Source organism: uncultured Bacteroides sp., assembly GCF_902472605.1.
Classification (GTDB): domain Bacteria; phylum Bacteroidota; class Bacteroidia; order Bacteroidales; family Bacteroidaceae; genus Phocaeicola.
Map to the genome: position 1 here is coordinate 32,890 of NZ_CABROP010000010.1, position 17,049 is coordinate 49,938.

Here is a 17,049-nt window from a genome sequence, read left to right on the forward strand (position 1 = left end):
TAAGTTTATGAAAAGAATTGCATGTATAGTGGCCTGTTTGTTCACCGTGTTGACAATGGCCGCACAGACGAAAGTGACCTGGAGTATGAAGGTAGGGCTGGGTATGAGTACCTGGATGGGGAAAGATGCTGGAGATTCTTCTCCTCTGTTTAATCAGAAAGTAGGAGTGGGCATTGATGTGCCCTTGAGCGGACTGGTTTCTTTCCAGACCGGATTAAACTGGGTATCCAAAGGGGCTGGTATGGACATGGACTTTGCAGGAGTTAATACGCAGAATAAGGTGAGCGTGCATGTAAATCAGAATTACTTTGAAATGCCTTTGCTGGCAGCCTTTCATGTAGGAACTGCATCCAATTTTGATATGGTTTTTACCGCAGGTCCGTATCTGGCTTACGGTGTGAGCGGTAAACGGGATGCCGATATAGATGATCTTACCATTTCTTATGATACATTTGGCGATTCAAAGGTGGAAGAAGAAGTCCTTCCGGGTCTGCGTCGTTTCGATGCCGGACTGATAGGAGGAGTCGCTTTAGACTTTCCACGTTGGACGGTAGGGCTCGACGGAGAATTTGGTCTCTGTAAGCTGGCCAGTTATTCCAAGACCCGTAACCTTGCCTTCTTCTTTACCGCTGCTTATAAGTTCTGATGTTTAACAGGACGATGAATGCTGGACAGTTTGTATCTCTTCTTGACGGGCAGACTGTGCAGCATTTTTAATGCAGATACGTGACGGTCACGCCATATTCGGTAGGTGACAACAATGGCCAGAAAAACGGTACCGATAATGCAGACCCATCCGAAGAGCTCTTTTAAACTGGTCAGCATGGTTTGAGTGTTCACCTCGTTGTAAAGTTGCATGAGGGAAGCATTATTGGGCATCCATTCGGTCAGGTCGTCCATGTTTCGACTCAGCAAGGCCCAGTTGTCCAGCTGGAGGTGTTTCATCCAACGGTTCAGAATGGCGCTTCCCAGCGGGGTAGCAATACTGGTACGGATGAAGCTGAGTACGCACAATGATTGGAAGAAGTGCTTGAAGGGAATATTTTTGGCCACATAGATGGTTAATGCAATGTACAAAATTCCATGGCCGATTCCTTTTAGAAAGTTAGGTAGATACAGACTTTCAATATTCAGGTCTGGATAAATGAGAAAATACATGTAATACTGGTACACGACAATCAGTGTAAATCCGATTGAAATCAGCAACTTATACCCTTTCTTCCAGACTGCCTGACGTAGAAAGACAATTCCAGCTCCAGCCAGAATACCTACAAACACACACCAGTTTAAGGAAATAGCGTTCAGAGTATCGTACTTCAAAATAGACATCATGAAGGCATTTTGGAGGACGGAAGACGTGGTGAGAAACAGGCAGAGCATGAGGAACAGAAACAATATGACAGGGAATTTCTTGTACTTGAATACCTGTGGGTCAATGTAGGGATGGCGGATGGAGTTCATCCGATTGATGTTGAGCAACAAGGCCACAACGGCAATGACGATGCTGGCACGGATTTGCACGCTGTCCAGCCAGTCATAATAGTCTCCATAGATGCAGATGAAAACAATGGCAAACAGCACGGTAGTCCATAGGGCAAGTCCTTTCCAGTCGATGCCATATAAGGGCATTTTTTTCATCAGGCGGACAGAACGGGTAAGGCACATCACGCAAACCCATACAATCATCAGCATGCCGATGACGAACCAGTGCATATATTGCCAGTTGGCCCAGTCATTGAGGTGCATCGTTACCAGTCCAGACAACTGGATGCTTTCGAGTACGATGATGTAGATGACAGGATAGAACACGGAGAAGTTGCCCGAAGGAGTGATGCTCAGACGGATATTGGAGAAACATTCAAACGTACCCCACATGCGGAAGAATCCCGATACGAAGCATACACAAATCATGAGAAAAATATTTTCCGTGTGCATGGTAATCAGGTTGCAGGCAATCAGTACCGGACATACCGTCATGAAAATGGAACGTGTCGTAAACCGAGCTTTCAGACGGAACAGAATCGGGAAGATGATGGTCATGCCGATGAACGACGCATATCCGGCCATGTTTACATCTTCTTGGATGCAGCCCAAGGCACTCGACATCTGGGTGGCTGCCGGCAAGAATACACCTCCGTTGAACTGAAACACCATGGCAAAGAACATGGATATGGCAATGCAGACAGAGGTGGGAAGAAAATCTTTAAAATATAGGATACGGGGACGTTGTTCAGCCATTTCTTTACTTGTTGTTCAGTTTATTGTTTTACGTAACATTCTACATTCATTCCGGCTCTCAGACGCTGCAGGTCTTCCGGGCGGTTGTTTTTGGTAAATTCAATGCGGACAGGAATACGCTGTTCCACTTTCACAAAGTTTCCGGCAGAGTTGTTTTGCGGAATCAGTGAATAAGAAGCTCCTGTGGCATCTGAGATGGAAGCGATACGTCCTTCAAATTTCACACCCGGAATGGCATCAACTTTCACTTCTACCAACTGATTCCTTTTCATGTCAGTGGTTTGTGTTTCCTTGTAGTTGGCAATCACCCATTTTTCCGTACCGTCTACCAGTGTCACCAAGGCTTGTCCTGGCTGTACCAGTTCTCCTTCGTGGATTTCCTTTCGTCCGGTCACACCGTCAGTGGTAGCCAAGATAACCGTATAAGAAAGATTCAGTTTGGCCAGGTTAAGCGCAGCTTCTGCCAGTTTGATGGCTGATTCATTCTGATCCAGTCGCTGAGTCTGTTCCTGCTTCTGAAGCAAAGTAGACTGTTTTTGGCGTAACAATTGTTCGTAACGTGCCTGAGTGGCTTCGTAGTCTGTTTTGACCCGGTCGAATTGTTGCGGAGTAACTGCTTCTTCTTTCAGCAGTTCCTGGTAGCGTTTGTAATCAGTTTGTGCATTTTTCAGGCGGACCCGTTGTTCATCAATGGCTGCATCCGTGACAAGGATGTTGTTCTGTGTGGTATTGATGGTGGTGTACATGGCACTCTTTCCGGCCAGGGCATTGCGGTAGTCGGCCTCAGCCTGTGCCACTTTCAACCGATATTCCGTGTCTTCGATGATGGCGAGTGTATCTCCTTTTTTCACGGTCTGGTATTCTTCAAAACAAATTTTCTTGATGAATCCCTGTACCCGTGTGCTGACAGGGGTCAGATGCTGTTTCACCTGTGCATTGTCAGTGTATTCCACATTACCCAAGTGGATGAACTTTCCACATACCCAGCTGATACCTGCTGCGAGGACCAGAAGTATAAAGAAATTAGAAATAGCTCTTTTTTTGTTTCGTATCATATCTAGATTTTTTGTGTGAATATAAATGAAGTTAAAGGGTTCCTGTAATCTTTTTCAGCAGATAGTATTGATACAATATACCTATCTGATAGTTGGCCAGCTGAAGTTCCATGTCTAGCTGCATGTTACTGGCATCCAGCATGTCGGTAATCAATGAAAGTCCGTTCAGATAACGTTGGCGGACAATCCGGAAGTTTTCATGGGCCAGCTGCACACTCTTTTGTTGCGTCTGTAGCCGTACGTATGCTTCGTTCAGGTTCACGTACGCTTCATGTACGTTATTCTCGATTTCTTCCTTGGCCAGTTCGTAGTTCTTTTCGGCTTTGGAGGTGGCAATTCGTGCCTGCCGCAGTTTCTTCTTCGTTTTGAAGAGGGCATCCAGGTTGTACGAGATTCCCACACCGGCAAACCAGTAGGTGAAGTTGTTGTTCAATGGCGGCACTTCCACCAGAATCGGTCCGGTGAAGTCGTTCGTTGCTGTCAGGCTGATGTGCGGTCTGCGTTCTGAACGAACCAGGTCCTGCTGGTTATGGCTCAGCTTGATGGCAGTCTGTGCCTGCTGGAGGGTGGGAGATTCTTGCGAGTCTTCCATCCAGGAAATCTCCTGTCGCTTGTCCACATTGATTTGGAACAGAGCGGTAGAATCCGGTACGATGTGTACGGTCGGTTCCAGTCCGATTGTCGTAGTCAGTTTATGGTTCAGCACGTTGAGCTTGTTCACCGTAGAGGTCAGTCCCAGCTGGAGATTCTGGAGCTGGAGTTCATAACGGGTAATGTCACTTTTCAGTGCAGTTCCCTGTTGGTAAGCAGCCCGCATATCTTTTACCAGCAGGCGGGTCTGTTCAATGTTCTTTTCGTATACCGTCTGTTGGTTTCGCAGTTGGAACAAGTCGAGGTAATAACCCAACAACATGAAACGTAAATCCTGCTGGTTGTTGTAGTAAGTCTGTTGCGACAGTTGGTGTTGGAGTTTCGCTTTTTGGATGTTGGCGTTGATGCTTCCTCCCGCATAGATGACTTGTGAAGCCTTGAGCACGAAGGTATTCCCGAAATGAGGCATATCGGCATGTACCCCATTGCTGAGATTTCTGTCAGTCATGCAACCGTCACCGATGTAGTTAAGTTCCAGCTGGGCATTGATAGACGGCAGTTTGGCATCTTTGGCAACCTTTACGGCCTGTGCGCTCTCGTTGATGGCCAGTTCATGCAGCTGAATGCTTTTACTGTTCTGGTCTGCCAGCTGAAACAGCTCGTCAATGGAAAGCACTCGTTCCTGAGCTGCGGTGTACATAAAAAAAGAAAGAATTCCGATGCTTGCAATTAGTCTTTTATTCATTGTTCTGTGTGATATTGAAATACAGTTTGAAACCAGTTGACCACTTTCTCGATAACCGGTTGCTGGAACCAGTACAAGTCGCCGTGTCCAGCACCTTCTACCGTGATATAGGTAGCCTGGTTTCCTTTCTCGGTCAGTGCCTTATATAATTGTTCGCTTTGTACGGGGGATACCAGCTTGTCGTTGCTTCCGTGCATAATCAGAAACGGAGGCATATGTTCTTTTACGTGTCCCAGCGGACTGGCTTTCATGGCCTTTTCCGGGTCTGACAAGATGCTGGCGCCTGCGAAATCTGCAAAGGCTGTACCATGTACGAGTAAAGCTTCTGTCACGGCTGGTGAAGCATGTACCTGTTGTACGTGTGCTGAATATCCTTCGCCGATGTTCAGCAGATTGCTGATACCGTAAATGGTGACGGCTGCTTGTACATCAGACGACTGGTCCAGATAATCCCCTTGGTCGAATTCCTTTTCCCCGTTGGTCGTCCCCACCATTTGTGACAAATATCCTCCGGCAGAATCTCCCAATACTCCGATGCGGGTCGGGTCGATATGGAACTGTGCGGCATGGGCTCTCAGGAAGCGTACAGCCGCTTTACCATCGACTACCAGTGCGGGGAATTTGTCGGGAACTGTACGGTACTCTGCTGCAGCCACCACGAATCCGGCTTTGGCCAATGCCATGCGCATTTCAATAAATTTCTCATAATCTGCCGATGTGAATCCTCCTCCGGGGAAATATACAATTGCAGGTTTGGGCGTACGGGTCCGTGGTACCAGGACGGTCATCCGCAACGCACGGTTGCTTCGGGTGGAGATGACTTGTGAGTAGATAAGGCCGCTTATCACGTCAATTTGTCCTTCAGTGATTTCTACTTTCATGCTTTCCTGCTTGTTTTCAGAAATCTTCTCGGGCGCAGCCGATGCGCTGAAGGTGGTTCCTGCGAGCAAAACTGCAATTGCAAAAATACATTTCATCATAATTTCATCGATAATTTATAGTCTCTTCTATTGCTGGTGCAAAATTAAACCTTTATTTTTATGCGGAATTTGCAGTTTATGCAAAAAGATTACCATTTTAAGCCATTGGGAAAAGATGAATCAAGAACAGAAGAGCTATATTTCATTGATTAACCATACGCGTAAGGAAACCATCCGTATCAAGAAAACGGGTTGGGAGGAAATCAATCTTCCGGGACATACCCACGAAAGGTGTCAGATTATCTATACGCTTTCGGGGACGTTGCATGTGCAGATTGGGGCTACGAATTATTTTGTGCCGGAGAAACACATCGCCTGGATACCCAGCTATATGGGGCATGAACTGAGCAGTAACAACCGGCGGACTTCATTGGTGATATTCTATTTGTCGTTGGATGTCTGTGAAGACGGTACACCGCTGAACGAGTTTTCCATTTACCATGCCGATTCGTTCATTGCAGAGAATCTGAAGTTCATCGCTTCCAAAGGGCGGGAGATAAACCGGGAAGATGCTCCGGACTTGTATGCGTTTGCCCTTGGCTTTTTCCGATTGCTTCCTACTATCTGCCAGAACATGGAATTTCTGCTCAAGACCTTGGCTATTCCTAACGATGCCCGTCTGCACCCCATCCTGGCTTATTTGCAGGAGCATTTGCAAGAAAACCCGAAAATGCCACAACTGGCTGAACATTTCGGTTTCTCAGTGCGCAACCTGAGTCGTTTGTTCAATGAATCGGGGATACGTTTCAGCTATTATGTGAACAACCTTCGGATTATGCGGGCCATTGAATTGTTTGCCGACGGGGGAAAGACCATGCAGCAGATTGCTTACGAAGTGGGATTCAGTACCCCGAATAATTTCAACCGGGTATTTCGGCAGATTACGGGCATGTCGCCTCACAACTTCGTGAAAAATGACTGAGCCTTTTTTCTCGGTCTGCTTGTGAAGAGAGAAAAAAGGCTCAGCGATTTTAAAAAAGTAAAGTATCATACATACGTTTCGAGGAAAGAAACCTCACCGTCCGGCACTACTTCTAAGTTTTGAGTGGTAGCAGGGAACAGCACCGACTCACCAGCTCGCAACGGGATGCTGTGGCCTTCATTGTCGGTCACGGTGCAGCTGCCTTTCATGCAGATGTAGATGACAAAGGAATCCAATTCACTGTAGTCCATCGTCATGGGTTCTGTCAGGTTATAGACAGAAGTGGTGAAATACGGACAGCTGACCAGTTCCACCGGTTCGTCCTTGCGCGGAGTGTAGTGGGTACGATAGTCGTTTTCCACCGTATAGTCGATGGCATCCTTTGAAAGTTCGGTATGCAGTTCACGCAGATTGCCGTTCTTGTCTCTTCGGTTGAAGTCGTAGATACGGTAAGTGATGTTGGAAGTCTGCTGGATTTCAGCCAGGAAGCATCCGGCTCCGATGCTGTGAATACGTCCGGCAGGCAAAAAGAATACATCACCCGGCTGCACGTCATATCGGGCCAGTGCGTCACAAATGGTGTTGTCTTCAATCATCTGGGCATATTCTTCCGGGGTAATCTTTTTCTTCAGTCCGGAATACAGATGAGCCTTTCCACCTGTGTTGTCGATGATGTACCACATCTCCGTTTTTCCCATGGACTGGTGGCGCTTCATGGCCAGTTCGTCGTTCGGGTGTACCTGAATGGATAAGTCTTGTTTGGCATCGATAAATTTGATGAGTAAGGGAAACTTACCCTGGAAACGCTGGTAGTTTTCTTTCCCTACCAATTGTTCCTTATATTCTTGCATCAATTGAGTCAGATTCTTTCCGGCATCTGCTCCGTCGGCTACGACCGATTCGTCGCCCGGTACATCGGATATTTCCCAGCTTTCTCCCACCTGTTCCTGCTGGCAGTCCAGTTGTTTGAAAGGGATAATACGTTCACCGCCCCAAAGGGTGGATTTTAAGATAGGTTTAAATTTAAAAGGATACATCATATGATTTTAATTTAGGTCTGGACAAAAATAAGAAAAACCCTTCATAAAATCAGAAAATAAGGGAAAAAAGAATCTCCGGTTTTCATACGCAGCAGGTGCGTTGCATGAAAAACCGGAGAAAAAAAGAAGAAAAGCAATCTTGTGTGGTGGGGCTTATTTAAAATTGATAGCTTGTCCAACTGAAGGCTGACTAATCGGCTCCTGTATTGCCGTTCACCACTTTGACATTCTAAGTTCTTTGCCACTGAGGGTAGAACTGATATTGTTGGTAACGCTGATGCTGGTTGCTGTAGCGGCGTTTCCTTTGGAGTCGGTCACGGCTCCGATGCTGCTCCCTACAATCTGTACCGTGGCGCCAATCAGTGGCTCTTTTGATTTCTGGTCTGTAATGCAGCCCTTGATATTGACATTTACCTCTACGGCAAACACGTGGGCCGTAATGAGTGAGGTAAAAAGGGCGGCACTGATCCATCTTCTTGTTCTGTTCATGTATCGTTTGCTTTTTCTGCTGCAAAGTTGCAGTCTTCCTGTTACAGGGTAAAAGCAATCCGATGAAGTTGCATTTACGAAGATGTGTCGTCAGGGTTTCCGGCTTTTCATTTCTATTTCAGTAGGAAGCGGAGTGTCTGTGCATCGCTGGAAGCCGTATCGTAGGAAAAGCCTTCCCATTCAAAAGCTTTTAGTTGTTCCGGTTGTTCAATCCGGTTCTTCAGGATGAAGCGGGTCATTTCGCCGCGGCACATCTTGGCATAGACGACCACGGTGGTGGGTTTCCCGTTCTTCAAGGTATAAAATTCGGGAGTGATGACCTGGACTTCCCGGCATACCTTGTCCCAGTGGAACAAGTCTTTCATTTCGCCACTGGCCAGATTAATCAGAATACCTCCTTGCTGGCGGACAGCTTCGATGAAATAGTCGGTCAGAATCGGTTTCCAATAATCGAACTGTGTTTGGTGCTGGTGTTCCGGCAGGCGGACATTCCCTTCCATCCGGTAGTTCTTGATGGCATCCAGCGGACGCAACAACCCATATAAGAAAGAGGTAATGAGCAGGTGCTGCTGGGCAAATTGAAAATCCTCAGGGGTAAAGTCGGCTGGATGGATGCGTTTGAACACCATACCTGTGTAGGCCAGCAGTGCCGGGAGAGACGGGGTATCTGGGGAAAGGAAGTCTTGGTAACGCAGACGGTTCTCTGCTGCCAGTTTGGCATTCACCTTCAGTATCTGTCCCAGTTCTTCGGCAGTGAACTGGTTCATGTACAAGGCATTTTTCCGGGCTTCTTCCTGAAAATGAGGTATTGTGGTTTCGGGATATTTTATCTTGGTGCGTGCTGTCATGGTTTTGGCACACGAAATGAAGGTCATCATATTATGGGTTTATTTTTTTCGTTAAAACTCTTTACAAAGATAGGTTCCCCGGCGGATTTTCCATCGGTTTACGGTATCTTTGTCAGGATTTAACATTTACAGAAAGGAAAAAGACAATGAAAAGCGTACGAATCTGGAGTCTTCTGTGCCTGATTTGGATAGGGGTGCTGGCAGCCTCTGCACAGGATACGGGAAAAGAAAAATTGAAAGTGGGGGATGCGATGCCAGCCATCACGCTCAATTCTGAAGTGTATGGAAAAGTGACCCCGGCCGACTTGAAAGGAAAAGTGGTACTGGTGAGTTTGTTTGCCACGTGGTGCGGTCCTTGCCAGCTGGAATTGGCAGAGGTGCAGAAAACCTTGTGGCCGAAATACAAGGATTGCAAGGATTTCAAACTGCTGGTCATCGGACGTGAACATACCGATGCCGAGTTGAAGAAATACAACGAACGGAAGAAATTTACTTTCCCTCTTTATCCGGACCCGAAACGGGAAGTGTTCTCTCTGTTTGCTGACCAGAGTATTCCCCGTGCTTATCTGTTCGGAAAGGACGGCAAGCTGATTCATGCTTCCGTAGGGTATACAAAAGCTGAGTTTGAAGAGCTGATGAAGACCATTGAAACAGCCTTGAAATAAGCGAAAAAAGGTCCTGAAAAAACGCCTTTGCGTTTCAGGTAAAACGTACTTACGTTTTCCTCCAAACGCAAAGGCGTTTTACTTTAAACGTAAGTGCGTTTTAGTCCAAACGCACTTGCGTTTTTTAGGGCCTCAAAAACCTGCTGAGAAAGCCTCTACAGGCTCCTGATTTACCTTTTTTATTTGTATTCCTGCCAACTTTTGATTTGGATTTCTTCCTGCGTCATGTGGCAGAAAGCTTCAATGAAGGCTTTGGCCAGACGGGCATTCGTAATCAGCGGAATGTTGTGGTCGATGGCACCACGGCGGATGCGGTATCCGTTGGTGAGCTCCCGTTTGGTATGGTTCTTCGGGATGTTCACAATCAGTTCAAACTTGTGTTCCGCAATCATCTTCATCACGTTGTTTTCGGCGTGCGGACGTTCATCGGGCCAGAATACCGGCGTGGTCGGAATGCCGTGGGAGTTCAGGAAGGCAGCCGTGCCAGCAGTGGCATAGATGTCGTATCCTTTCTGGTGCAGCATGTGGCTGGCATCCAACAAGTCCACTTTCGACTTGGTGGCACCGGACGAGAACAGTACCGCTTTTTTCGGAATCTTGTAGCCCGTGGCAATCAGGGCGTTCAGCAAAGCTTCGTCAAAGTCGTCACCTAAGCAGCCTACTTCTCCCGTAGACGACATGTCGACACCTAATACCGGGTCGGCATTTTGCAGACGGGCGAACGAGAACTGGGAGGCCTTGACCCCAATCCAGTCGATGTCGAACGCCAGTTTGTCGGGACGTACGTACGGGGCATCGAGCATGATGCGGGTGGCTGTTTCGATGAAGTTACGTTTCAATACCTTCGATACGAACGGGAAGCTGCGGGAAGCACGCAGGTTACATTCAATTACTTTCACGTCGTTGTTCTTGGCCAGGTACTGGATGTTGAACGGACCCGAAATGTTGAGTTCCTTGGCAATCTTGCGGCTGATTTTCTTAATCTGACGGGCCGTCGCAAAATAAATGTGCTGTGCGGGGAATACCAGTGTGGCGTCACCGGAGTGAACTCCCGCATATTCGATGTGTTCCGAAATGGCGTATTCCACAATCTCTCCGTTCTGTGCCACGGCATCGAATTCGATTTCCTTGGTTTCCTGCATGAACTGCGATACGACCACCGGATATTCCTTGGATACCTCGCTGGCCATTTGCAGGAAGCGTTCCAGTTCCTCTTGGTCGTAGCATACGTTCATGGCCGCTCCGGATAGTACGTACGACGGACGCACCAATACCGGATAGCCCACTTTCTTCACAAACTCTTTCACATCGTCCAAGCTGGTCAGTTCCTGCCAGGCTGGTTGGTCGATGCCGAGCTGGTCGAGCATGGCTGAGAACTTGTTGCGGTTTTCCGCCCGGTCGATGGAAATCGGAGAGGTTCCGAGTACCGGTACCGACTGGCGATACAGTTTCATGGCCAAGTTGTTCGGAATCTGTCCGCCCACGGAAACGATGACACCGCGAGGCTGTTCCAAGTCGATGACATCGAGTACCCGTTCGAAGGAAAGTTCATCGAAGTACAGACGGTCGCACATATCGTAGTCGGTAGATACCGTTTCCGGGTTGTAGTTGATCATGATGGATTTATATCCTAACTTACGGGCGGTCTGGATGGCATTCACCGAGCACCAGTCAAATTCCACGGACGAGCCGATGCGGTAGGCACCCGAACCGAGGACGATGACCGATTTCTCATTCTTATAATAATTGACATCGTAACCTTCCACGGCATACGTCATATACAGGTAGTTGGTCAGTTCCGGATGTTCGGAAGCCACCGTGTTGATGCGTTTCACTGCCGGAAGAATGTTCAGTTTCTTGCGGTAGGCACGTACTTGCAGGTTTTCTTTCTCCATGTTTCCCTGCGTGGGTTTCAGTACGAAGCGGGCAATCTGGAAATCGGAGAAGCCCATCACTTTGGCTTGGCGGAGCACGTCGGCCGGAAGTTCTTCGAGCGAGTTGTATTCTGACAGCTTATGTTTGTAGTCGACAATGTTTTTCAGTTTGCCGATGAACCACGGGTCAATCTTGGTCAGTTCGTAGATGCGCTCGATGGAATAACCTTCTTCCAGCGCCTGTGCGATGGCGAAGATACGCAGGTCGGTCGGGTTGGCCAGTTCGTCGTCCAGGTTCGTGAAGCGGGTATGGTCATTGCCCACGAAGCCGTGCATGCCCTGACCAATCATACGCAGGCCTTTCTGGATAATCTCTTCAAACGTCCGTCCGATGGACATGATTTCGCCCACCGACTTCATGCTGGAGCCGATGCGGTGGGATACGCCGGCAAACTTGTTGAGGTCCCAGCGTGGAATCTTGCAAATCAGGTAATCCAGTTGCGGAGCCACATAGGCCGAGTTCGGGGTCCCCATCTCGCCGATTTCGTCCAAGGTATAGCCCAAGGCAATCTTGGCGGCCACGAAAGCTAATGGGTAACCTGTGGCCTTGGAAGCCAGGGCGGAAGAACGGCTCAGGCGGGCATTTACCTCAATGATGCGGTAGTCGTTGGTTTCGGCATGGAAGGCATATTGGATGTTACATTCACCCACAATGTTCAAATGGCGGATGCATTGCTTCGACAAATCTTGCAGCATGGTTACTTGTGCGTCGGTCAGTGAGCAGGTAGGAGCCACCACGATGGATTCTCCGGTATGAATGCCCAGCGGGTCGAAGTTTTCCATGCTGGCCACGGTGAAGCAATGGTCGTTGGCATCGCGGATTACTTCGAACTCGATTTCTTTCCAGCCTTTCAGGGATTCTTCCACCAGAATCTGCGGAGAGAAGGTGAAGGCACTTTCTGCCAGTTCGATGAATTTTTCTTCATCGGGGCAGATGCCGCTTCCTAAGCCACCCAAGGCATAAGCTGAACGGATCATGACCGGATAGCCGATGGTGCGTGCGGCCTCGAGGGCATCCCGCATGTTTTCCACTGCCCGGCTGACAGGTGTTTTAAGAGGTACTTCATCGAGTTTTTTGACAAACAGGTCGCGGTCTTCGGTGTACATGATGGCTTCCACTGAGGTGCCCAGCACTTCCACGCCATATTCTTTCAGAATGCCTTTCTGGTAAAGTTCCGTACCGCAGTTCAGGGCTGTCTGTCCGCCGAAAGCCAACAGAATACCGTCCGGACGTTCCTTCTTGATGATTTCGGTTACGAAATACGGAGTGACAGGCAGGAAGTAAACTTGGTCGGCAATGCCTTCCGAAGTCTGGATGGTCGCAATATTAGGGTTGATGAGGACGGAACGGATACCTTCTTCGCGCAATGCTTTCAAAGCTTGCGAACCTGAATAGTCGAACTCTCCGGCTTGTCCGATTTTCAGTGCGCCTGATCCGAGAACCAGGACTTTTTTCAATTCTTTCTTCATGGTTATAGATAAATTGGTGTTTTTCTCAAAGGTTGTTTGCGTCCGGCGGCAGTTTTTGTCGTGGAGGACTACTTGCAAAGAAACGATTTATTTTGAAGAAAACAAAGGATTTATATATCTTTGCTGCAATTTAAAAAGTAGATACAATAGCTTATATTATGAAGAAAGAAAAGATTATTTTGACCGGTGACCGCCCTACCGGTAAATTACATATCGGCCACTATGTGGGTTCATTGCGCCGACGTGTGGAGTTGCAGAATTCAGGACTTTACGACAAAATATTTGTGTTCGAGGCCGATGGACAAGCATTGACCGACAACATTGACAATCCGGAAAAGGTGCGTCAGAACGTGATTGAAGTGGCATTGGACTATTTGTCTGTGGGACTTGACCCAGCAAAGTCTACCATCTTTATCCAGTCGCAGATTCCGGAACTGTGTGAATTGACGTTCTATTACATGGACCTGGTTACTGTTTCCCGTTTGCAGCGTAACCCGACGGTGAAGACCGAAATCCAGATGCGTAACTTTGAAACGAGCATTCCGGTCGGCTTCTTTACTTATCCTATCAGTCAGGCTGCCGACATCACCGCCTTTAAGGCGACTACCGTACCGGTGGGAGAAGACCAGGAACCGATGATTGAACAGACTCGTGAAATTGTGCGTCGTTTCAACCATATCTATGGGGACACATTGATAGAGCCGGAAATCTTGTTGCCGGATAATGCGGCTTGTCTCCGTTTGCCGGGTACAGACGGAAAGGCCAAAATGAGTAAGTCATTGGGCAACTGTATTTACTTGGCTGATTCAGCAGACGAAGTGGAGAAGAAAGTAAAGAGTATGTATACCGACCCGACACACATCAAGGTGAGCGACCCGGGTAAACTGGAAGGTAACTGTGTGTTTACTTACTTGGATGCATTCTGCCGTCCGGAGCATTTTGGTCGTTATTTGCCGGAATATGCCAGTCTGGACGAACTGAAAGCTCATTATACGCGTGGCGGACTGGGCGACATGAAGGTGAAGAAGTTCCTTGCAGCCGTCATGCAGGAAGAACTGGAACCGATTCGTGAACGTCGTAAGGTATTTGAAAAGGACATTCCGGCTGTCTACGATATGCTGAAGAAAGGTTGTGAAGTAGCCCGTGAGGCGGCTTCCCAAACGCTGGATGAAGTACGCCGTGCCATGAAAATCAACTATTTTGACGATGCCGCGCTGATTGAAGAGCAGGCAAAACGCTTCGCAGAGCAATAAGAATATGGAAATAGAGGAACTATATAACCGCTTTACGGAATGTAACGGACTGACGACCGACAGCCGCCATTGTCCGGAGGGTTCTATGTTTCTGGCTCTGAAAGGAGAAACATTCAACGGGAATGCTTTTGCGGCCCAGTCGTTGACACAGGGCTGCCGCTATGCGGTGGTCGATGAACCGCAATATGCTTCCCCCGAGAATCCGCGGATTATTTTAGTGGACAATTGTTTGGAGACCTTGCAGAAGCTGGCCAATTATCACCGTCGCCGGTTGGGAACCCGCATGATTGGGGTGACCGGTACGAACGGAAAAACCACTACAAAAGAATTGATTGCAACTGTGCTGGGTGAGAAGTTTAAGGTGCTTTATACTCAAGGGAACTTCAACAACCACATCGGAGTGCCGTTGACCTTGTTGCGTCTGAAGCCGGAACATGAAATGGCAGTCATCGAAATGGGGGCCAACCATCCGGGAGAAATCAAGACCTTGGTACACATTGCCGAGCCGGACTATGGTATCATTACCAATGTAGGAAAGGCGCATCTGCAGGGATTCGGTTCCTTTGAAGGGGTTATCCGTACCAAAGGAGAATTGTATGATTTCCTGCGGGAAAAGGAAAATTCCACCATCTTTATCCAGAATGAGAATCCTTACCTGAACAAGATTGCCACAGGATTGACCTGCGTTCGCTACGGACAGACTCCGGGACTGGATGTGACGGGTAAAGTGGTATCCTGTTCTCCATTCCTGCGTTTCAGTTGGACGGCCGAAGGTACTTCTCACGAGGTACAGACGCATTTGATTGGTTCCTATAACTTGGACAATGCCTTGGCTGCGGTAACCATCGGCCGTTATTTCGGGGTAGAGGATGCAAAAATCTGTCATGCATTGTCTTCGTATGTACCGCAGAACAACCGTTCACAGTTGGTACACACTGCTTCCAATACCTTGATTGTGGATGCCTACAATGCCAATCCCACCAGTATGATGGCGGCATTGGAAAACTTCCGTCAGATGGAGGCGGCGCACAAGGTGGCTATCTTGGGCGACATGAAGGAACTCGGAGAAGGAAGTCACGAGGAACACCAGAAGGTGGTCGACTTTTTGAAAGAATGCGGATTTGAACGGGTAATGCTGGTCGGTCCGGAATTTGGAGGTACTGCCTCTTCTTTCGAGCATTATAAAGATGTGAAAGAAGTAGAAGCCCTGTTGGCAGCTCATCCTTTGCAAGGGTGTTGTGTGCTGGTAAAAGGTTCCAACAGCATGAAGCTGAGCGAACTTCCGGCCAGTCTATAACATAAGAAATCGCTTTTAGGCGTGGAGTCCATATTCGAGAGAAAGTCTCTGGAATATGGACTTTTTTTGTGGGGCTGGAGATGAAATGTATGGCAGGATGTGATCATCTTAGTAAAAAAGGAATCAAATTGTGGGCTAAGCGTATATTTGCTCGTTTTTTTCTCTTTCCTTGACGAGATTTTTATCCCTTTCTTGTGTTGAAAATCTTATTTTTGCAGAAAGAACTTAAACACATAGGCTATGAAGCACATCTTTTTTTTATTTCTAATGGGATTCCTTGTATGGGAAGGACTGTCAGCACAACGGCTGGTAGAGGTGGCCGAGGGTTATAGCTCCACCTCTGTGAATACAGCCATTTTCCGGAACAGTTCGTTGGTGACCGACAAGGGAATACAGTATGTATCGTATTATGATGCGGACGGTTACCTGGTAGTGGGTAAACGCGATTTGGGAACGGAGCAATGGACCTTGCACCGCAGCCAGTATAAAGGTAATGTGGCAGATGCGCACAATGTCATCAGTATGATGGTGGATGGTGATGGGTATCTGCATGTGGCTTTTGACCATCACGGCAACGAGTTGAATTATTGCCGGAGTACAGCTCCCGGAGCATTGACTTTGGGAGAAAAGGAACAGATGATAGGAAAGGATGAGTCGGATGTGACGTATCCGGAGTTTTATCGGATGCCCAACGGTGATTTGTTGTTTGCTTATCGTTCGGGGGCTTCCGGGCGGGGAAACCTGGTGTTGAACCGTTATGAGTTGAAAAGTCGCCAATGGACCCGGGTACAGGATATCCTGATTGACGGAGAAAATCAGCGGAACGCTTATTGGCAATTGTATATGGACGCAGACGGCCGGCTTCATCTGTCGTGGGTGTGGCGTGAAACCTGGATGGTAGAGACCAATCATGACCTTTGTTATGCTTATTCTCCCGATGAGGGACGTACATGGTATAAGACAACCGGTGAAAAGTATACGCTGCCTATCCGGAAGGACAATGCAGAGTATGCTTGTTACATTCCGCAAAACAGTGAACTGATTAACCAAACCAGTATGTGTACCGATGCGGAGGGACATCCGTATATTGTCACTTACTGGAGAAATGCCAAAAATGAAGTGCCCCAGTATCGATTGGTGTGGCACGATGGAACCTCTTGGCAACACCGACAGATAGTCAACCGTTCGCAGGACTTTACCCTGAAAGGCGGCGGGACGAAGATGATTCCGATTTCCCGGCCACGTCTTGCAGTAGATGAAGGAAAGGCTTATTTTATGTTCCGTGATGCAGAACGTGGAAGTAAGGTCTCAATGGCCTACACCGATGATGTGAAGTCGGGAGAATGGCAGGTGAAAGACTTGACCGATTTCTCGGTGGATGCCTGGGAGCCCAGTTATGACACGGAGTTATGGAAAGCCCAGAAAAAGTTGCATGTGTTTGTGCAGGAAACACGTCAGGGCGACGGAGAAAGAGTAAAGGCTTCCGCAGCGACTCCTATTTATGTATTGGAAATTGATTAAT

General features: G+C 47.9%; 14 protein-coding genes. 6 read left to right on the plus strand and 8 right to left on the minus strand.

Annotated features, from left to right (window positions below):
• Nucleotides 1-7 precede the first annotated feature (7 nt).
• Nucleotides 8-646 (plus strand): porin family protein, encoded by a 639-nt coding sequence (locus RDP42_RS03825; RefSeq protein ID WP_308762600.1) that lies wholly within the window; start codon nucleotides 8-10, stop codon nucleotides 644-646.
• Here RDP42_RS03825 and RDP42_RS03830 read toward each other — a convergent pair.
• The 4 genes from RDP42_RS03830 to RDP42_RS03845 are packed head-to-tail and all read right to left on the minus strand — an operon-like array spanning nucleotide 634 to nucleotide 5,609.
• Nucleotides 634-2,238, minus strand: coding sequence for a hypothetical protein (locus tag RDP42_RS03830; protein ID WP_308762601.1), 1,605 nt, complete (start codon nucleotides 2,236-2,238; stop codon nucleotides 634-636). The genes RDP42_RS03825 and RDP42_RS03830 overlap by 13 nt on opposite strands.
• Before the next feature lie 20 nt (nucleotides 2,239-2,258).
• Complete coding sequence (locus tag RDP42_RS03835; protein WP_308762602.1) at nucleotides 2,259-3,293, minus strand: HlyD family secretion protein; 1,035 nt, start codon at nucleotides 3,291-3,293, stop codon at nucleotides 2,259-2,261.
• 31 nt (nucleotides 3,294-3,324) lie between these two features.
• Entirely contained in the window at nucleotides 3,325-4,629 is a 1,305-nt protein-coding gene (locus RDP42_RS03840) for a TolC family protein (RefSeq protein WP_308762603.1), read from the minus strand.
• Nucleotides 4,626-5,609, minus strand: a complete 984-nt coding sequence (locus tag RDP42_RS03845) for an alpha/beta hydrolase (protein ID WP_308762604.1) — start codon at nucleotides 5,607-5,609, stop codon at nucleotides 4,626-4,628. The genes RDP42_RS03840 and RDP42_RS03845 overlap by 4 nt, the downstream gene beginning before the upstream one ends.
• A gap of 115 nt (nucleotides 5,610-5,724) precedes the next feature.
• On the opposite strand from RDP42_RS03845, the gene RDP42_RS03850 reads away from it, so the two are divergent.
• A complete protein-coding gene (locus RDP42_RS03850) occupies nucleotides 5,725-6,531 on the plus strand; it encodes an AraC family transcriptional regulator (protein ID WP_308762605.1) in 807 nt (268 codons plus the stop codon).
• Nucleotides 6,532-6,596: 65 nt separating this feature from the next.
• Here the strand turns inward: RDP42_RS03850 and RDP42_RS03855 are convergent, their stop codons facing one another.
• From RDP42_RS03855 to yaaA, 3 genes are all read right to left on the minus strand, one after another.
• On the minus strand, nucleotides 6,597-7,568 hold the full coding sequence (locus tag RDP42_RS03855) for a type I phosphomannose isomerase catalytic subunit (RefSeq protein WP_308762634.1): 972 nt from the start codon (nucleotides 7,566-7,568) through the stop codon (nucleotides 6,597-6,599).
• Between the two features lie 216 nt (nucleotides 7,569-7,784).
• A complete protein-coding gene (locus RDP42_RS03860; protein WP_308762606.1) occupies nucleotides 7,785-8,060 on the minus strand; it encodes a carboxypeptidase-like regulatory domain-containing protein in 276 nt (91 codons plus the stop codon).
• Between the two features lie 113 nt (nucleotides 8,061-8,173).
• Entirely contained in the window at nucleotides 8,174-8,938 is a 765-nt protein-coding gene (gene yaaA, locus RDP42_RS03865; protein ID WP_308762607.1) for a peroxide stress protein YaaA, read from the minus strand.
• Nucleotides 8,939-9,054: 116 nt separating this feature from the next.
• On the opposite strand from yaaA, the gene RDP42_RS03870 reads away from it, so the two are divergent.
• Nucleotides 9,055-9,573, plus strand: coding sequence for a TlpA disulfide reductase family protein (locus RDP42_RS03870; RefSeq protein WP_308762608.1), 519 nt, complete (start codon nucleotides 9,055-9,057; stop codon nucleotides 9,571-9,573).
• 179 nt (nucleotides 9,574-9,752) lie between these two features.
• Here RDP42_RS03870 and carB read toward each other — a convergent pair whose 3' ends face one another.
• Nucleotides 9,753-12,977: a carbamoyl-phosphate synthase (glutamine-hydrolyzing) large subunit gene (gene carB, locus RDP42_RS03875; protein ID WP_308762609.1), complete on the minus strand. Its 3,225-nt coding sequence runs from the start codon at nucleotides 12,975-12,977 to the stop codon at nucleotides 9,753-9,755.
• A 158-nt stretch (nucleotides 12,978-13,135) separates the two neighbouring features.
• Between carB and trpS the strand changes: the two genes are divergently transcribed.
• From trpS to RDP42_RS03890, 3 genes are all read left to right on the plus strand, one after another.
• A complete protein-coding gene (gene trpS, locus RDP42_RS03880) occupies nucleotides 13,136-14,230 on the plus strand; it encodes a tryptophan--tRNA ligase (RefSeq protein ID WP_308762610.1) in 1,095 nt (364 codons plus the stop codon).
• A 4-nt stretch (nucleotides 14,231-14,234) separates the two neighbouring features.
• Nucleotides 14,235-15,527, plus strand: a complete 1,293-nt coding sequence (gene murF, locus RDP42_RS03885) for a UDP-N-acetylmuramoyl-tripeptide--D-alanyl-D-alanine ligase (RefSeq protein WP_308762611.1) — start codon at nucleotides 14,235-14,237, stop codon at nucleotides 15,525-15,527.
• Nucleotides 15,528-15,767: 240 nt separating this feature from the next.
• The gene (locus tag RDP42_RS03890) at nucleotides 15,768-17,048 is read left to right on the plus strand and encodes a BNR repeat-containing protein (RefSeq protein ID WP_308762612.1); all 1,281 of its coding nucleotides are present in this window, start codon (nucleotides 15,768-15,770) and stop codon (nucleotides 17,046-17,048) included.
• Nucleotide 17,049 lies beyond the last annotated feature (1 nt).